Consider the following 16,657-nt stretch of genomic DNA (forward strand, 5'->3'; position numbering starts at 1 on the left):
AAGAATGGCAAACAAGAATACTACAAAAACAAGACGGAGACCGTCTAAAGCAGAACTCGAAAGAAAACAGGCTATTCAGAGGATGTTGATTTCCTTAGGGATTGCTTTATTGTTGATTATTGCAGCCCTCAAGCTTGGTGCGGCGGGTATCACCCTTTATAATCTCATTCGACTGGTGGTCGGAAGTTTGGCCTATGTGGCCATTGGTGCCCTACTCATTTATCTTTTTTTATTTAAATGGATCCGCAAGCAAGAGGGGCTTCTGTCAGGATTTCTTTGTATCTTCGCTGGCTTGCTCTTGATTTTTGAGGCCTACTTGGTTTGGAAATATGGCTTGGAGCAGTCAGTTCTAAAAGGGACCCTGTCTCAAGTTATGACGGACTTGACTGGTATGCGAGTGACTAGCTTCGCTGGTGGAGGCTTGCTTGGTGTTGGACTCTATATCCCCATATCCTTTCTTTTCTCAAATATCGGATCGTACTTTATTGGAGTTCTCTTGATTCTAGTTGGGGCACTCTTGGTTAGTCCTTGGTCTATTTATGATGTTGCAGCCTTTATTGGAGCTCAGTTCAGATCCTTCATGGAAAAACAGGAACAGAGAAAACAGGAACGCTTCATCAAGAGAGAAGAAGAGAAGGCTCGTCAAGAAGCTGAAGAAGCTGCCAGAATTCAGAGAGAACAAGAAGAACAGGATGCATTACCGCTTCCTCCTGTAGATCCTGAAACGGGAGAAATCTTATCAGAGGTACCAGACTACGATTTCCCCCCAATTCCTGAGGAAGAGTGGATCGAACCGGAGATTATCCTCCCTCAAGCTGATTTTGACGTTTCAGATGTGGAAGAAGACTTTGAGGATGAAGAGGTACAGGTTGATTTTTCTGCCAAGGAAGCCCTCGAATACAAGCTACCAAGCTTGCAACTCTTTGCGCCAGATAAACCAAAAGATCAGTCCAAGGAAAAGAAGATTGTTCGAGAAAATATCAAAATCCTAGAAGAAACCTTTGCCAGCTTTGGTATCAAGGTGACGGTGGAACGGGCTGAAATTGGACCATCAGTTACCAAGTATGAAGTCAAGCCGGCCGTTGGTGTACGGGTTAACCGCATTTCCAATCTGGCAGACGACTTAGCGCTGGCTCTGGCGGCCAAGGATGTTCGGATTGAGGCTCCGATTCCTGGTAAATCCTTAGTCGGAATTGAGGTTCCTAACTCTGAAATTGCGACCGTTTCCTTCCGAGAACTCTGGGAACAGTCTCAGACTAAACCAGAAAATCTCCTCGAAATTCCTCTAGGGAAGGCGGTTAATGGAACGGCTCGCACCTTTGACCTTTCCAAGATGCCCCACCTACTCGTTGCAGGTTCGACGGGATCAGGGAAGTCAGTCGCAGTTAATGGTATTATCGCTAGCATTCTTATGAAAGCAAGACCCGATCAGGTCAAGTTTATGATGGTCGATCCTAAGATGGTTGAGCTATCGGTTTACAATGACATTCCTCACCTCTTGATTCCAGTTGTGACAAATCCACGCAAGGCCAGCAAGGCCCTGCAAAAGGTTGTGGATGAGATGGAAAATCGTTACGAACTCTTTGCTAAGGTTGGAGTACGAAATATCGCTGGTTACAATGCCAAGGTTGAGGAATTTAATAGCCAATCTGAGTACAAACAAGTACCTCTGCCTTTGATTGTTGTCATTGTGGATGAGTTGGCAGACCTCATGATGGTGGCTAGCAAGGAAGTAGAAGATGCCATCATTCGTCTCGGACAGAAGGCGCGTGCCGCAGGGATTCACATGATTCTCGCAACACAGCGCCCATCGGTTGATGTTATCTCTGGCCTTATCAAGGCCAATGTTCCATCTCGTGTGGCTTTTGCAGTTTCATCAGGTACAGATTCACGAACCATCTTGGATGAAAATGGAGCAGAAAAACTGCTCGGTCGAGGAGATATGCTCTTTAAACCAATCGATGAAAATCACCCAGTCCGTCTACAAGGATCCTTTATCTCAGATGATGATGTTGAACGCATCGTAAACTTCATCAAGGCTCAGGCGGATGCGGACTACGATGACAGCTTTGACCCAGGAGATGTTCCTGAAAATGAAGGAGATTTCTCTGACGGTGAAGCTGGTGGCGATCCGCTTTTTGAAGAAGCTAAGGCTTTGGTTATCGAAACCCAGAAAGCTAGTGCTTCGATGATTCAGCGTCGTTTGTCGGTTGGATTTAATCGTGCGACCCGCCTTATGGAAGAACTCGAAATGGCAGGTGTCATCGGTCCAGCTGAGGGAACCAAACCACGAAAAGTATTGCAACAATAAAAAAAATAACTTCTTTCCAAATTTGGAAAGAAGTTATTTTTGTAATTACTGGTTCGTTTTAGTTTCAGAACTCGTCGTATTTGACTGTGTTCCATTATCGCTTGTTTCTTTATTTGTAGCAGGTGTGGAAGAGTCCTGAGTTGTTGTTTTCTGTTCTTCTTTTTTCTCCTCTTTCTTGTTGGATTGGGAAGTTTCTTCTTGTGGGGTATTTTCTTTAGTAGAAGTGTTGTCCCTGTTAGGAGTAGTATTTTCCTGAGGGGATTCTTTTTGAATTTCCTTGACAACAGTTGTTTGAGTTGTCGTCGGTTCTTTCTTGTTGTTTTTGTTATTATCCATAGCGTTCATGATGGTGATAGTAGCGGTGATTAGGCCAAGGATACTACCGATGGTAGCAATCGTTTTTTGAAAGACAGTAAATCCCTTTTTGATGTGTTCTGTTTTTGGTTTTGAAGTTCTACGATAGTTAGACATGATACTCTCCTTTAATTATGATTTATTATACCTCATTTCTTTAAAAAAATCTTAAAAAAAGAGAAACCTCCCTTTCTTGTCGCAGGTCTCTTTTCGTGATACAATAGAAGGAGTGATTTTAGAAAGCGTGAGAAAACATGATCTACTTTGATAATTCGGCGACAACTAAGCCTTATCCTGAAGCACTTGAAACCTACATGCAGGTTGCTTCAAAAATTGTAGGAAATCCGTCTAGTCTCCATCGTTTGGGAGATCAGGCAACACGAATTTTAGATGCTTCCCGGCAGCAAATTGCAGATTTGATTGGGAAGAAGAGTGATGAAATCTTCTTTACCTCTGGTGGAACAGAAGGGGATAACTGGGTCATCAAGGGTGTGGCCTTTGAAAAAGCCCAGTATGGCAAGCACATCATCGTATCAGCTATTGAGCATCCAGCAGTCAAGGAGTCAGCTCTATGGCTGAAAAGTCAAGGTTTTGAGATAGATTTTGCTCCAGTTGATGAGAAAGGATTTGTGGATGTTGAAGCATTAGCAGATTTGATACGTCCTGATACGACTCTCGTCTCCATCATGGCAGTTAACAATGAAATCGGCTCTATCCAGCCTATTGAGGCTATTTCAGAACTCTTGGCAGATAAGCCAACTATTTCCTTCCATGTTGATGCAGTTCAGGCACTTGCTAAGATTCCAACTGAAAACTATCTAACTGATCGAGTGGATTTTGCGACCTTTTCGAGTCATAAGTTTCATGGTGTCAGAGGTGTTGGATTTGTCTATATCAAGTCTGGTAAGAAGATTACGCCTCTTTTAACTGGTGGTGGTCAGGAGCGAGACTCTCGTTCGACAACTGAAAATGTTGCTGGAATTGCAGCGACAGCCAAGGCTCTCCGTTTGGCTATGGAAAAGTTAGCTATCTTTGCTAGTAAGACAGGGCAAATGAAGGCAGTCATTCGTCAAGCCCTTCTGGATTATCCAGATATTTTTGTCTTTTCAGATGAGGATGACTTTGCCCCTCATATCCTGACTTTTGGGATTAAAGGTGTTCGTGGTGAAGTCATTGTTCACGCTTTTGAAGACTATGACATTTTCATTTCGACAACCTCTGCTTGTTCGTCCAAGGCAGGAAAACCCGCAGGGACCTTGATTGCCATGGGAGTGGACAAGGATAAGGCCCAGTCAGCTGTTCGCCTAAGCCTAGACTTGGAAAATGACATGAGTCAGGTCGAGCAGTTCTTGACCAAGCTAAAATTAATTTACAATCAAACTAGAAAAGTAAGATAGGAGCATTTATGCAGTATTCAGAAATTATGATTCGTTACGGAGAATTGTCAACCAAGCACAAAAATCGTATGCGTTTCATTAATAAACTTCGTAATAATATTTCAGACGTTTTGTCTATCTATCCCCAGGTTAAGGTAACCGCAGATCGCGACCGTGCCCACGCTTACCTCAATGGAGCAGATTACACAGCAGTTGCAGAATCGCTCAAACAAGTCTTTGGAATTCAAAATTTTTCTCCTGTGTATAAGATTGAAAAGTCAGTGGACGTTCTGAAGTCTGCTGTCCAAGAGATTATGAAGGAAATCTATAAGGAAGGCATGACCTTTAAAATCACTAGTAAGCGAAGCGACCACAACTTTGAACTCGACAGTCGTGAACTCAATCAAACTCTTGGTGGTGCTGTTTTCGAGGCTATTCCAAACGTGCAAGCTCAGATGAAAAATCCAGATATTAATCTTCAGGTTGAGATTCGTGAGGAGGCTGCCTATCTTTCCTATGAAACTTTTCGTGGAGCTGGAGGATTACCTGTGGGAAGTTCTGGTAAAGGTATGCTTATGTTGTCAGGAGGGATTGACTCACCTGTAGCAGGTTATTTAGCCCTTAAACGAGGGGTTGATATTGAAGCCGTCCACTTTGCTAGCCCACCTTACACCAGTCCTGGTGCCCTCAAGAAAGCCCACGATTTGACTCGGAAATTGACCAAGTTTGGTGGCAATATCCAGTTTATCGAGGTACCTTTTACAGAGATTCAAGAGGAAATCAAGGCTAAGGCGCCAGAAGCCTACCTCATGACCTTGACGCGTCGTTTTATGATGCGCATTACCGACCGAATCCGTGAGGTACGAAATGGTTTAGTTATCATCAATGGGGAAAGTCTTGGTCAAGTAGCCAGCCAGACCTTGGAAAGCATGCAGACCATCAACGCTGTGACTAGCACTCCAATCATTCGTCCCGTGGTTACCATGGACAAGTTGGAAATCATTGACATCGCGCAGGAAATCGATACCTTTGAAATTTCAATTCAGCCTTTTGAGGACTGCTGTACTATTTTTGCGCCTGATCGTCCTAAGACTAATCCTAAGATAGAGAATGCTGAGCAGTATGAAAAACGCATGGATGTTGAAGGCTTGGTTGAGCGAGCAGTGGCAGGGATTATGATCACTAAGATTACACCTCAGGTTGAAAAAGATGCTGTGGATGAATTGATTGACAATTTCCTCTAATCAGAAAACCCAGAAGAATTTAGAATATTAAATGAAAAAAGTTAGTTATTTATCCTTAAAATGGACAATTACTGACTTTTTTTCTATTTTTGTGGTATAATAAGATAAAATTTTGAATATAGAGAGTTTTCTGACAATGAATCATTCCTACTTTTACTTAAAAATGAAAGAACACAAACTCAAGGTTCCTTATACAGGAAAAGAGCGTCGTGTGCGTGTGCTCCTGCCAAAGGACTACGAGAAAGACACAGACCGTTTTTACCCTGTTGTTTACTTTCATGATGGACAAAATGTCTTTTACAGCAAGGAGTCCTATATCGGACACTCTTGGAAGATTATTCCAGCCATTAAGCGGAATCCTGACATCAGTCGCATGATTGTCGTTGCCATAGATAATGACGGCATGGGACGGATGAATGAGTATGCGGCTTGGAAGTTTCAAGAATCTCCTATCCCAGGCCAGCAGTTTGGCGGTAAGGGTGTGGAGTATGCCGAGTTTGTCATGGAGGTGGTCAAGCCTTTTATCGATGAAACCTACCGAACCAAAGCTGATCGCCAGCACACGGCTATGATTGGTTCGTCACTAGGAGGCAATATTACCCAGTTTATCGGACTAGAGTACCAAGACCGAATTGGTTGTCTAGGTGTCTTCTCATCTGCCAACTGGCTTCACCAAGAAGCCTTTAACCGCTATATCGAGCGCAAGAAATTGTCGCCTGAACAGCGCATTTTCATCTATGTAGGAACAGAAGAAGCAGACGATACGGACAAGACCCTAATGGCTGGCAATATTAAGCAAGCCTATATCGATTCGTCGCTTCGCTATTACCGTGATTTGATTGCAGGTGGAGTAGGCTTGGATAATCTTGTCTTGAAAGTTCAGTCTGGTGCTATCCATAGTGAGATTCCATGGTCGGAAAATTTACCAGACTGTCTCCGATTTTTTGCAGAGAAATGGTAAGTTAAGAAAGGAGAAAGCCAATGCATATTGAAAAGCTTAGCCACTGGAGTGGCAATCTTAATCGTGAAATGTACCTCAACCGTTATGGACATGCTGGGATTCCAGTTGTTGTTTTTGCTTCATCTGGTGGTAGTCACAACGAATACTATGATTTTGGCATGATTGACGCCTGTGCTTCCTTTATCGAGGAAGGCCGTGTTCAGTTTTTTACCTTATCCAGTGTTGACAGTGAGAGCTGGCTGGCTACTTGGAAAAATAGTCATGACCAAGCGGAGATGCATCGAGCTTACGAACGCTATGTGATTGAGGAGGCGATTCCTTTTATCAAGCACAAGACAGGTTGGTTTGATGGGATGATGACGACGGGTTGCTCCATGGGAGCCTACCATGCACTCAATTTCTTCCTCCAGCATCCAGATGTCTTTACCAAGGTGATTGCCCTCAGTGGTGTTTACGACGCACGTTTCTTCGTTGGCGATTACTACAATGATGATGCTATTTACCAAAACTCACCTGTAGATTATATCTGGAATCAAAACGACGGCTGGTTTATTGATCGTTACCGTCAGGCAGAAATCGTCGTTTGTACGGGACTTGGTGCCTGGGAACAAGACGGTCTACCATCTTTCTACAAGCTTAAAGAAGCCTTTGACCAGAAACAAATTCCAGCCTGGTTTGCTGAATGGGGACACGATGTCGCCCACGACTGGGAATGGTGGCGTAAACAAATGCCCTATTTTCTTGGACACCTGTATCTATAAAAGGAGTTGCCTATGAATTACCTTGTTATTTCTCCCTACTATCCGCAAAACTTCCAACAGTTTACCATCGAGCTAGCCAATAAAGGCATTACCGTTTTGGGGATTGGTCAAGAACCTTACGAACAACTAGATGAACCTTTGCGCAATAGCTTGACCGAGTATTTCCGTGTAGATAATCTTGAGAATATAGACGAAGTCAAGCGTGCGGTTGCCTTTCTTTTCTACAAGCATGGTTCTATCGACCGCATCGAGTCCCACAATGAATACTGGCTTGAGCTGGACGCAACACTCAGAGAGCAATTCAATGTCTTTGGTGCCAAACCAGAGGATCTCAAAAAGACCAAATATAAGTCTGAGATGAAGAAACTTTTCAAAAAAGCAGGCGTCCCTGTGGTACCTGGAGCTGTTATCCATACGGAAGCAGATGTGGATAAAGCAGTGAACGAAATCGGTCTACCAATGATTGCCAAACCTGACAATGGAGTGGGAGCGGCAGCAACCTTTAAACTTGAGACAGAAGAAGATGTAAATCACTTTAAGGCTGAATGGGATCATTCAACCGTTTATTTCTTTGAAAAATTTGTCACTTCTAGCGAAATCTGTACCTTTGACGGACTTGTGGACAAGGATGGTAATATCGTCTTTTCAACGACTTTTGACTACGCCCATACACCACTTGATCTCATGATTTATAAGATGGACAATTCCTACTATGTGCTTAAGGATATGGATCCCAAACTGCGCAAGTATGGTGAGGCCATTGTCAAAGAATTTGGAATGAGAGAACGCTTTTTCCATATCGAGTTTTTCCGTGACGGGGACGACTACATTGCCATTGAGTACAATAACCGTCCTGCAGGTGGCTTTACCATTGATGTTTATAACTTTGCTCACTCTTTGGACCTCTATCGTGGCTATGCAGCTATTGTCGCAGGAGAAGAGTTCCCAGCATCAGAGTTTGAACCTCAATACTGTCTAGCTACATCACGTCGTGCCAATGCAAATTATGTCTATTCAGAAGAAGACTTGCTTGCTAAGTACAGCCAGCAATTCAAGGTCAAAAAAATCATGCCAGCAGCTTTTGCAGAGCTACAAGGGGACTACCTTTATATGCTGACCACTCCGAGTCGCCAAGAGATGGAGCAGATGATTGTAGACTTTGGTCAACGTCAAGAATAACGATTAGGATGAAAGGAGTTTGACTCCTTTTGTCCTTTTCTTAAAGATAAGTTAAATAAAGCGTTTTCCATAGATTCTTTTAGAAAAGATATTGCTAAAAGGGCTAAAAATTGATAGAATAAGGATTGTCTAAAAAAATTTAAGGAGAATCTATCAAATGGATTTTACATGGGCTATTAAATATGCCACAGAATTCTTGGGAACTGCTATTTTGATCATTCTTGGTAATGGTGCAGTTGCTAACGTTGAACTTAAAGGTACGAAAGGTCACCAAAGTGGCTGGCTCGTTATCGCGGTTGGTTATGGTATGGGGGTTATGATCCCAGCTTTGATGTTTGGTAATGTATCTGGTAACCACATCAACCCAGCTTTCACTCTTGGACTTGCTGTTAGTGGACTTTTCTCTTGGGAGCAAGTACCATATTACATCCTAGCACAAGTTTTGGGAGCAATCTTTGGTCAAGCTTTGGTTGTAGCGACTCACCGTCCTTACTACTTGAAGACAGAGAACCCTAACAATATCTTGGGTACCTTCTCAACAATTTCAAGCATCGACCACGGTACAAAAGAATCACGTTTTGCAGCTACTGTTAACGGATTCCTCAATGAGTTTGTAGGTTCATTTGTTCTTTTCTTTGCAGCACTTGGTTTGACTAAAAACTTCTTTGGTGCTGAGGTTCTTCAATACATGAAACAAATGGCTACTCAAGCTGGACAAACTGTTGATTTAAGTGAATTGGCAGTGAAAGCTCAAGTAGCTCCACATACAGCTGCTGGGATCTCAGTTGCGCACTTGGCACTTGGTTTCCTAGTGATGGCCTTGGTAACTTCACTTGGTGGACCTACTGGACCTGGTTTGAACCCAGCTCGTGACTTTGGACCACGTCTTCTTCACGAACTCCTTCCAAAATCAGTTCTTGGTCAACACAAGGGTGATTCAAAATGGTGGTATGCATGGGTTCCAGTTGTAGCTCCAATTGCAGCGGGTATTGCAGCAGTAGCACTATTCAAACTACTTTACCTATAAGAAATGAAACTGGGGTATCCCAGTTTTTTTCTTGTAAAATTTCTAAATAAAATAGATATGGCTTGTAAAATATTCGAAAATCCTTTAAAATAAAAGAGTTGGAGGAATATATGAATGTGAATGAGATTGTTCGGATCGTTCCGACTTTGAAAGTTAATAATCGAAAATTAAATGAAAGTTTTTACATTGAAACCCTGGGGATGAAACCTTTGCTGGAAGAGTCTGCCTTTCTTTCCTTAGGCGACCAGACAGCTACGGAGAGATTGATTTTAGAAGAGGCTCCAAGCATGCGAACACGCAGAGTTGAAGGGCTTAAGAAGCTAGCTAGACTCTTGATAAAGGTTGAGAATCCTTCTGAAATTGAAGCTCTTCTTTCTCAGATGAAGTCTCTTCCTCGCCTATTTAAAGGAAACCGAGGGTATGCTTTTGAGATTGTTTCACCTGAAGAGGATGTGATCCTTGTTCATGCGGAAAATGATGTAAGAGATCTGGTTCTACTGGAAACTGTTCCTGAATTTTATTCAAATACAAGTATAAAATACTTGAGCCAATTTGAGGTTTCTATGGAGTTGCGTTTGCCTGAAGGGACAGAGAGTTTACTTGATTCTGAAGGAGTAGCGCAAGCAATCATCTTTACTAAAGGGCAAGGACAAGATTTGGCTGTTGAAAACAATGTCACTTGGGACCTGACGATGTTAAAATTTTTAGTCAAGAATTTTGATCTAACCAGTCTTCGTCAGAAATTTGAAAAGACAGGCTACTTTGTCCCTAAGTCTGAAAAATTCTTCCTTGGTAAAGATACCAATAACATTGAATTGTGGTTTGAAGAAGCATGAAGTTGGAAAAAATTCTAAGAAAAATAGAAAATCAAATCGAGGCAGGGATTTATCCCGGGGCCTCTTTTGCGTATTATAAGGATGGTGAATGGAAAGAGTCTTATCTGGGATTGAGTGATCCAGAACTGGGCTTAAAGACGGAGAGCGATTTGGTTTATGATCTGGCTAGTGTGAGTAAGGTCGTTGGAGTGGGGACGGTTCTTATCTTCTTGTGGCAGCAGGGCAAATTAGATATTGATCGACCGGTGATGGATTTTTTACCGGAGTGTGATTATCCTGATATCACTATACGGCAACTTCTGACCCATGCCACAGACTTAGATCCCTTTATTCCCAACCGAGACAAGTTAAGTGCAGAGGAATTGAGAGAAGCCATGTTTCACCTCAACAGACGAGATCAGTCAGCCTTCCTATACTCTGACGTTCACTTTTTACTCTTGGGCTTTCTTTTGGAAAAAATCTTTGACCAAGACTTGGATCAGATTATAGAAGAACAAGTTTTGGGACCATGGGGGATGAAGGAAACGATGTTTGGTCCTGTTGAGCAAGCTGTCCCAACAGTGAGAGGAGTGGAGGCTGGAAACATTCACGATCCCAAAGCCCGTCTATTAGGGAAACACGCAGGAAGTGCTGGTTTGTTTTCGACTGTTAAGGATTTGCAGATCTTTCTGGAACATTACTTGAAAGATGATTTTGCTGCAGAATTGAGCCGAAATTTTTCTCCCTTAGATGATAAGGAGCGGTCTCTAGCCTGGAATCTGGAAGGGGCTTGGCTCGACCATACGGGTTATACAGGTACCTTCATCATGTGGAATCGGGAGAAGCAGGAGGCGGCTATCTTTTTATCCAATCGAACGTATGAGAAGGATGAGCGTGCCCAGTGGATAGTCGATCGAAACCAAGTCATGGAAATGATTCGTCAAGGGGAGTAGGAAGAAGCATGTCAAAAACCGTAAAAGGAACTCTGTATACAGTAGTGGCAGGGATTGCTTGGGGCTTGTCTGGAACCAGTGGCCAATACCTAATGGCACACGGGATTTCTGCTCTAGTCTTGACCAATTTGCGACTTATCATTGCAGGCTTGGCACTAGTAATCTTATCCTATGCGACTTCACAGGGTAAACTCCTATCTTTTTTAAAAGACAGAAAAAGTCTACTATCTCTGTTGCTATTTGCCCTGTTTGGACTTTTCTTAAACCAGTTTGCCTATCTTTCTGCCATTCAGGAAACCAATGCTGGAACGGCGACAGTTCTCCAGTATGTATGCCCCGTTGGGATCTTGATTTATACTTGTATCAAGGACAAGGTAGCTCCGACTCTAGCTGAGATTATTTCGATTGGATTGGCTATAGGAGGAACTTTTCTGATTGCGACGCACGGGAAAGTTGACCAGTTATCTGTCACACCCTTAGGTCTGTTCTGGGGCCTCTTTTCAGCCTTGACCTATGCCCTCTATATTATTCTTCCCATAGCTTTGATTAAGAAGTGGGGCAGTATTTTGGTGATTGGTGTTGGGATGGTTATTTCTGGTGTAGTGGCTATTCCTTTCACAGGAGTCTTACAGGCCAGCATACCGACTAGCTTAGATTTTCTCTTTGCATTTGCTGGGATTATCATCATCGGAACGGTTTTTGCCTATACAGCTTTCCTAAAAGGAGCCAGTCTAATAGGACCAGTTAAGTCCAGTTTATTGGCTTCCATAGAGCCAATTTCTGCCGTTTTCTTTGCCTTTCTGATTATGAAGGAACAGTTTTATGCGATTGATTTTGTCGGTATGGCCATGATTTTACTAGCCGTGATCATTATTTCATTGAAAGATTTACTGTTGGAAATAAAGAGTAAGTAATTAAAAAATCCACTCAATCGAGTGGATTTTGTGTGTATAGATGATTAGTCTTTATTTTCGTGTGGCAAAATCAAGTTTAAGATGATTCCTGTCATGGCTGATAAAGCAGTACCTGAAAGTGTAACTGGACCGAGTTTAAGGATGGCTCCCCCAAGTCCAAGTACCAACATGGCACTAGCAATGATGAGGTTACGCATTTGACTGAAGTCAACGCGTTCTTTAATCAAAACTTTCAAACCATTGCTGGCGATAACTCCGTAGAGAAGGATGGACATGCCACCAAGCACAGCATTTGGAATGGTTGAAATCAAGGCAGTGAATTTACCTAGGAAGCTAAGAGCAATGGCGATGAAGGCCGCGTTACGGATAACTGAGACAGAAGCGATACGAGTCATCCCGATAACTCCTGTATTTTCTCCGTAAGTCGTATTAGCTGGTCCACCTAGGAAGGCTGATACAGATGTCGCGATACCGTCACCAAGAAGCGTACGGTGAAGTCCTGGTTCTTTTAGGAATTGACGGCCACAGATTTGGCTCAAAACTGTGTGGTCTCCGATGTGTTCTGAAATTGTTACAATAGCGATCGGCAAGATAGCGATTGTTTCAGGACCGAAGTACAAGTTGTACTCTTTAAAGGCACCACCCGTGCTAAATGGCAAGTAGAAACCAGGAATTTCAAACCAGTTGGCTTGAAGGACTGGGGTAAAGTCAACCAAACCAAGCATCATAGCGAAGATATACCCACCGATGATGGCAAAGAGGAAAGGAATGATACGAAGGAAACCTTTTCCTTTTGTATTGATAAAGGCCGCAATCAAGAACGTAACAACGGCTACAAGGGCGTTTTTCCAGTTTCCGTCTGCTACAAGTCCAGCATTCGTTACAGCAGAACCAGCAAGACCAAGACCGATAACGATAATCATAGGTCCGATAATGATTGGGGGCAAGAGTTTATCAATCCATTTCGTACCTGCAAAACGAACACTTGCTGCTACAAGGACATAGACCAAACCAGTCAAGATAACTCCAGTTTGAGCGGCAGAAACATCGCCCCCCATTTCTTTCATGGCTAAAGACATAGCCGTGATAAAGGCGAATGAAGAACCTAGGTAAACTGGAACCTTAAAGCCAGTAGAAATCATGTAGATAAGTGTTCCAATACCAGATGCAAAGAGAGCAACCGATACGGGCATTCCCAGAATTAAGGGAACGAGAATGGTTGCGCCAAACATGGCAAATACGTGCTGGAAGCTTAGAAGAATACCTTTACCAGCAGAAGGACGTTGATCAACGTCTAGTAATAAGTCAACAGTTGATTCCTGTTTCATAAAAACCTCACTTTTGGGCACCAAAAAAGAGCCCATTATTTTGCAGCAATAGGCCCTCAGAGTAAGACTTTTTAAAAAATAGCTATCTTTTAAAAATTTATATAAATCTGCGCCTTCGTCACCTCACAGGATGACATTAAAAACCTTTGCTTGTGATAGTATAGCAGAAAAAAATGATTTTGTAAATCATTTTTTCCCGAGCCTAGAAATGCGAGAGCGAGGTCCGTTTTGTAAACGAATTTTTCCCGAGCCTAGAAATGCGAGAGCGAGGTTTGATTTTGTAAATCATTTTTTCCCGAGCCCGGAAATGCGAGAGCGAGGTCCGTTTTGTAAACGAATTTTTCCCGATCCTAGAAATGTGAGAGCGAAGTTGATTTTGTAAATGGTTTTCTGAATTTTAAACAAGGGGGCACCATTGTTTAAAGTGGGCGTTTGTTGGGCATGCCAGCCTTACGTGGATATTTATTTGGGGTTTCTTTTTTCTTTTCGACCACAGTGATGTAGCGCGGATCTCCATTTGGCAGGGCATAGCTGAGGTTGTCCTCTACCTTGCTAAAGAGGAGGTTGAGGGCATTCTTGGCTTCTAGCAATTCCTCAGGAGCATTGCTGGCCTTGAGTGCCAATAGTTTTCCGCCGACTTTAAGATAGGGAATGGTTAGCTCAGACAAAACCTGCATACGGGCAACCGCACGAGCCGTCACCACATCAAACTGGGCACGGAAGTTCTTATCTTGGGCAAAGTCTTCTGCCCGTCCATGGTAAAAGTGAACACCATCCAAATCCAACTCCTGAGCCAAAAGCTGAAGGAAGTTGATGCGCTTATTGAGCGAATCAATGATGGTCACATCTAACTGAGGATAGAGGATTTTCATGGGTAGACTAGGAAATCCTGCCCCCGCTCCGATATCAAGAAGTTTGATAGTTTCATTTGAAATCAAGCCTTGCAGAATAGGTGCAATCGAATCATAAAAATGTTTGAGATAAACTTCCTCTTTATCTGTAATGGCGGTCAGGTTAATCTTTTCATTCCACTCGACCAAGAGTTCAAAATACCGTTCAAATTGGTTCTTTTGCTGGTCCGAAAGTGGAAGATTTTGCTCAGCTAGTAGGCTGTAAAATGTTTCTGGTTTCATAGTAGTTTCCTTCTCTAGTATCATCTTATTTTACCATATTCGTTAAAATTTTGATATACTGGTAGTAATCTAAAAGCAGAAAGGAATAAGATTATGACTTGGATTATTCTTGGAGTTTTGGCTCTGATTGTTATTTTTGTGATTGTTAGCTATAACGGTTTGGTTAAAAATCGTATGCAGACCAAGGAGGCTTGGAGCCAGATCGATGTTCAGTTGAAGCGTCGTAATGATCTCCTCCCAAACTTGATTGAAACAGTCAAAGGCTATGCGAAGTATGAAGGTTCTACCTTGGAAAAAGTGACAGAACTTCGTAGACAAGTAGCCGCAGCAACTTCACCAGCTGAAGCTATGAAGGCCAGTGATGCCCTTACCCGCCAGATTTCTGGTATCTTTGCAGTAGCAGAGAATTACCCAGACTTGAAAGCTAGTGCTAACTTTATCAAATTGCAAGAAGAGTTGACCAATACAGAAAATAAAATTTCTTACTCACGCCAACTCTACAACAGTGTTGTCAGCAACTACAATGTAAAACTTGAAAGTTTCCCAAGCAACATCATCGCGGGACTATTTGGCTTTAAAGCTGCAGACTTCCTTCAAACACCTGAAGAGGAAAAGGCAGTTCCTAAAGTTGACTTTAGCGGTTTAGGTGACTAAGATGTTGTTTGATCAAATTGCGAGCAATAAACGAAAAACTTGGATTTTGTTGTTGGTTTTCTTCCTACTCTTGGCCTTGGTTGGTTATGCGGTTGGCTATCTCTTTATGCGCTCAGGTCTTGGTGGCATGATTATTGCCTTGATTATTGGTCTTATCTACGCTCTGACCATGATCTTTCAATCGACAGAGATTGTCATGTCTATGAATGGGGCGCGTGAGGTTGATGAGCAAACAGCTCCAGACCTCTACCATGTAGTAGAAGATATGGCTATGGTCGCTCAGATTCCCATGCCGCGTGTTTTCATCATTGAGGATTCTTCTTTAAATGCCTTTGCGACAGGTTCGAATCCTCAGAATGCAGCTGTCGCAGCCACTTCGGGTCTTCTGGCTATCATGAATCGTGAGGAGCTAGAAGCTGTTATGGGGCATGAAGTCAGTCATATCCGAAACTACGATATCCGCATTTCGACCATTGCTGTTGCCCTTGCAAGTGCCATTACCCTTCTGTCTAGTATGGCAGGACGGATGATGTGGTGGGGAGGCGCTGATCGCAGACGGAGTGATAATGATCGCGATGGAAATGGTTTGGAGATTATCATGCTTGTTATCTCTCTCTTAGCCATTGTTCTAGCACCTCTCGCAGCAACCTTGGTGCAACTTGCCATTTCCCGTCAGAGGGAATTTCTAGCGGATGCATCCAGTGTGGAGCTGACTCGTAATCCTCAAGGGATGATCAATGCCTTGCGTAAGTTGGAGGATAGCGAGCCGATGCATCACCATGTTGACGATGCCAGCAGCGCTCTTTATATCAATGATCCCAAGAAAGGTGGGGGACTTCAAAAACTCTTTTATACCCACCCACCTATCTCAGAACGAATCGAACGCTTGAAACAGATGTAAGAAAATCCAGAGAAATCTCTCTGGATTTTTGCTTTTAGTGTTTCGCTTTTAACTTGTTATCTCACCAAAAAATAGTATAATATATGTAATTCAATATAATTGAGGTGAATGATGTATAAGCGCTGGATGACGTTTTTCTTGATTTTGATTTTTATGCCAATTCATTTGAGTATAGCAGAGAAAATCATGCGAATAAATTCATTACCGCTATCCATCCTTTTTACGCTTGTTGAACTTGAAATATTTTTATATGTAGGAAAAAAGTATGACTTGTTTCACATTCGGAAAATCTACCTAAAAGATATTCTTAAATGTTTTCTTTCATACGCCTTGCTTTTCCTCTTTTATATTTTGGTCAATTTTTTAGGCCCTACCCAATCAGACACAACTCAAACTGTGCAAAGTTTATCACTTTCATGGTCTGTACTTTTTGTGGATCTCTGTGTTTTGGCACCTGTCACGGAAGAAATCTTTATGCGAGGTATGTTACAGGGGATAGTATTTAAGAATACATATTTTGGCTTGTTTGCCACGTCGCTTCTTTTTGCTTATCTGCATGGTCCCTATACTATTCCTAGCTTTATCAACTATTTAGGTATGGGATTTGCATTTGGGGTAAGGTATAAGACTTCTGACAACCTATGGAATTCCATTCTTTTGCATGTCCTCAATAATCTGGTTGCATTTTGCTTTTTGTATATGAGATAATGTCATATTAGAATGCTTTGAGCTGTAAAAAAAAATGA

16 protein-coding genes are annotated in these 16,657 nt (G+C 42.4%); 13 read left to right on the top strand and 3 right to left on the bottom strand.

Annotated elements, in window-relative coordinates; translation table 11 throughout:
- Nucleotides 1-4: 4 nt before the first annotated feature.
- A complete protein-coding gene (locus HMPREF8578_RS08110; protein ID WP_002893144.1) occupies nt 5-2,311 on the top strand; it encodes a DNA translocase FtsK in 2,307 nt (768 codons plus the stop codon).
- A gap of 45 nt (nt 2,312-2,356) precedes the next feature.
- Here the strand turns inward: HMPREF8578_RS08110 and HMPREF8578_RS08115 are convergent, their stop codons facing one another.
- Nucleotides 2,357-2,782 (bottom strand): DUF6556 family protein, encoded by a 426-nt coding sequence (locus HMPREF8578_RS08115; RefSeq protein WP_000073915.1) that lies wholly within the window; start codon nt 2,780-2,782, stop codon nt 2,357-2,359.
- Between the two features lie 137 nt (nt 2,783-2,919).
- Here HMPREF8578_RS08115 and HMPREF8578_RS08120 point away from each other — a divergent pair, with 137 nt between their 5' ends.
- From HMPREF8578_RS08120 to HMPREF8578_RS08160, 9 genes are all read left to right on the top strand, one after another.
- The gene (locus HMPREF8578_RS08120; RefSeq protein ID WP_000638940.1) at nt 2,920-4,062 is read left to right on the top strand and encodes a cysteine desulfurase family protein; all 1,143 of its coding nucleotides are present in this window, start codon (nt 2,920-2,922) and stop codon (nt 4,060-4,062) included.
- An 8-nt stretch (nt 4,063-4,070) separates the two neighbouring features.
- Nucleotides 4,071-5,285, top strand: coding sequence for a tRNA uracil 4-sulfurtransferase ThiI (gene thiI / locus HMPREF8578_RS08125; protein WP_001200089.1), 1,215 nt, complete (start codon nt 4,071-4,073; stop codon nt 5,283-5,285).
- A 136-nt stretch (nt 5,286-5,421) separates the two neighbouring features.
- Nucleotides 5,422-6,246 carry an alpha/beta hydrolase gene (locus tag HMPREF8578_RS08130; protein ID WP_001016816.1) on the top strand — a complete coding sequence of 275 codons (825 nt, stop codon included), beginning with the start codon at nt 5,422-5,424 and terminating at the stop codon, nt 6,244-6,246.
- 20 nt (nt 6,247-6,266) lie between these two features.
- Nucleotides 6,267-7,007 carry an esterase family protein gene (locus HMPREF8578_RS08135; protein ID WP_000546775.1) on the top strand — a complete coding sequence of 247 codons (741 nt, stop codon included), beginning with the start codon at nt 6,267-6,269 and terminating at the stop codon, nt 7,005-7,007.
- Between the two features lie 12 nt (nt 7,008-7,019).
- Nucleotides 7,020-8,186 (top strand): ATP-grasp domain-containing protein, encoded by a 1,167-nt coding sequence (locus tag HMPREF8578_RS08140; RefSeq protein WP_001108624.1) that lies wholly within the window; start codon nt 7,020-7,022, stop codon nt 8,184-8,186.
- 157 nt (nt 8,187-8,343) lie between these two features.
- Nucleotides 8,344-9,213: an aquaglyceroporin Gla gene (gla, locus tag HMPREF8578_RS08145; protein ID WP_000348117.1), complete on the top strand. Its 870-nt coding sequence runs from the start codon at nt 8,344-8,346 to the stop codon at nt 9,211-9,213.
- 110 nt (nt 9,214-9,323) lie between these two features.
- Nucleotides 9,324-10,049, top strand: coding sequence for a CppA N-terminal domain-containing protein (locus HMPREF8578_RS08150; protein ID WP_001102083.1), 726 nt, complete (start codon nt 9,324-9,326; stop codon nt 10,047-10,049).
- Nucleotides 10,046-10,981, top strand: coding sequence for a serine hydrolase domain-containing protein (locus tag HMPREF8578_RS08155; protein ID WP_000764153.1), 936 nt, complete (start codon nt 10,046-10,048; stop codon nt 10,979-10,981). Before HMPREF8578_RS08150 ends, HMPREF8578_RS08155 begins: the two co-directional genes overlap by 4 nt.
- Nucleotides 10,982-10,989: 8 nt before the next feature.
- The gene (locus HMPREF8578_RS08160) at nt 10,990-11,895 is read left to right on the top strand and encodes a DMT family transporter (RefSeq protein WP_000048005.1); all 906 of its coding nucleotides are present in this window, start codon (nt 10,990-10,992) and stop codon (nt 11,893-11,895) included.
- Between the two features lie 44 nt (nt 11,896-11,939).
- Here HMPREF8578_RS08160 and HMPREF8578_RS08165 read toward each other — a convergent pair whose 3' ends face one another.
- Both HMPREF8578_RS08165 and rsmG read right to left on the bottom strand, forming a co-directional pair.
- Nucleotides 11,940-13,223, bottom strand: coding sequence for a uracil-xanthine permease family protein (locus tag HMPREF8578_RS08165; RefSeq protein WP_000808282.1), 1,284 nt, complete (start codon nt 13,221-13,223; stop codon nt 11,940-11,942).
- Between the two features lie 419 nt (nt 13,224-13,642).
- A complete protein-coding gene (gene rsmG, locus HMPREF8578_RS08170) occupies nt 13,643-14,356 on the bottom strand; it encodes a 16S rRNA (guanine(527)-N(7))-methyltransferase RsmG (protein WP_000801953.1) in 714 nt (237 codons plus the stop codon).
- Between the two features lie 93 nt (nt 14,357-14,449).
- Here rsmG and HMPREF8578_RS08175 point away from each other — a divergent pair, with 93 nt between their 5' ends.
- From HMPREF8578_RS08175 to HMPREF8578_RS08185, 3 genes are all read left to right on the top strand, one after another.
- Entirely contained in the window at nt 14,450-15,010 is a 561-nt protein-coding gene (locus HMPREF8578_RS08175) for a LemA family protein (RefSeq protein WP_000219838.1), read from the top strand.
- 1 nt (nt 15,011) lies between these two features.
- Nucleotides 15,012-15,911, top strand: coding sequence for a zinc metalloprotease HtpX (gene htpX / locus HMPREF8578_RS08180; RefSeq protein WP_000895752.1), 900 nt, complete (start codon nt 15,012-15,014; stop codon nt 15,909-15,911).
- A 111-nt stretch (nt 15,912-16,022) separates the two neighbouring features.
- Nucleotides 16,023-16,619 (top strand): CPBP family intramembrane glutamic endopeptidase, encoded by a 597-nt coding sequence (locus tag HMPREF8578_RS08185; RefSeq protein ID WP_000278246.1) that lies wholly within the window; start codon nt 16,023-16,025, stop codon nt 16,617-16,619.
- Nucleotides 16,620-16,657 lie beyond the last annotated feature (38 nt).

This window comes from Streptococcus oralis ATCC 49296, assembly GCF_000185265.1.
Lineage (GTDB): Bacteria > Bacillota > Bacilli > Lactobacillales > Streptococcaceae > Streptococcus > Streptococcus oralis_BC.

Bases quoted from the DNA above. Each gene is read 5' to 3' on its own strand.
- gla (WP_000348117.1), top strand. From the start codon at position 8,344: ATGGATTTTACATGGGCTATTAAATATGCCACAGAATTCTTGGGAACT.
- HMPREF8578_RS08185 (WP_000278246.1), top strand. From the start codon at position 16,023: ATGTATAAGCGCTGGATGACGTTTTTCTTGATTTTGATTTTTATGCCA.
- HMPREF8578_RS08130 (WP_001016816.1), top strand. From the start codon at position 5,422: ATGAATCATTCCTACTTTTACTTAAAAATGAAAGAACACAAACTCAAG.
- HMPREF8578_RS08150 (WP_001102083.1), top strand. From the start codon at position 9,324: ATGAATGTGAATGAGATTGTTCGGATCGTTCCGACTTTGAAAGTTAAT.
- htpX (WP_000895752.1), top strand. From the start codon at position 15,012: ATGTTGTTTGATCAAATTGCGAGCAATAAACGAAAAACTTGGATTTTG.
- HMPREF8578_RS08155 (WP_000764153.1), top strand. From the start codon at position 10,046: ATGAAGTTGGAAAAAATTCTAAGAAAAATAGAAAATCAAATCGAGGCA.
- HMPREF8578_RS08140 (WP_001108624.1), top strand. From the start codon at position 7,020: ATGAATTACCTTGTTATTTCTCCCTACTATCCGCAAAACTTCCAACAG.
- HMPREF8578_RS08115 (WP_000073915.1), bottom strand. From the start codon at position 2,782: ATGTCTAACTATCGTAGAACTTCAAAACCAAAAACAGAACACATCAAA.
- HMPREF8578_RS08160 (WP_000048005.1), top strand. From the start codon at position 10,990: ATGTCAAAAACCGTAAAAGGAACTCTGTATACAGTAGTGGCAGGGATT.
- rsmG (WP_000801953.1), bottom strand. From the start codon at position 14,356: ATGAAACCAGAAACATTTTACAGCCTACTAGCTGAGCAAAATCTTCCA.
- HMPREF8578_RS08135 (WP_000546775.1), top strand. From the start codon at position 6,267: ATGCATATTGAAAAGCTTAGCCACTGGAGTGGCAATCTTAATCGTGAA.
- HMPREF8578_RS08120 (WP_000638940.1), top strand. From the start codon at position 2,920: ATGATCTACTTTGATAATTCGGCGACAACTAAGCCTTATCCTGAAGCA.
- HMPREF8578_RS08110 (WP_002893144.1), top strand. From the start codon at position 5: ATGGCAAACAAGAATACTACAAAAACAAGACGGAGACCGTCTAAAGCA.
- HMPREF8578_RS08165 (WP_000808282.1), bottom strand. From the start codon at position 13,223: ATGAAACAGGAATCAACTGTTGACTTATTACTAGACGTTGATCAACGT.
- thiI (WP_001200089.1), top strand. From the start codon at position 4,071: ATGCAGTATTCAGAAATTATGATTCGTTACGGAGAATTGTCAACCAAG.
- HMPREF8578_RS08175 (WP_000219838.1), top strand. From the start codon at position 14,450: ATGACTTGGATTATTCTTGGAGTTTTGGCTCTGATTGTTATTTTTGTG.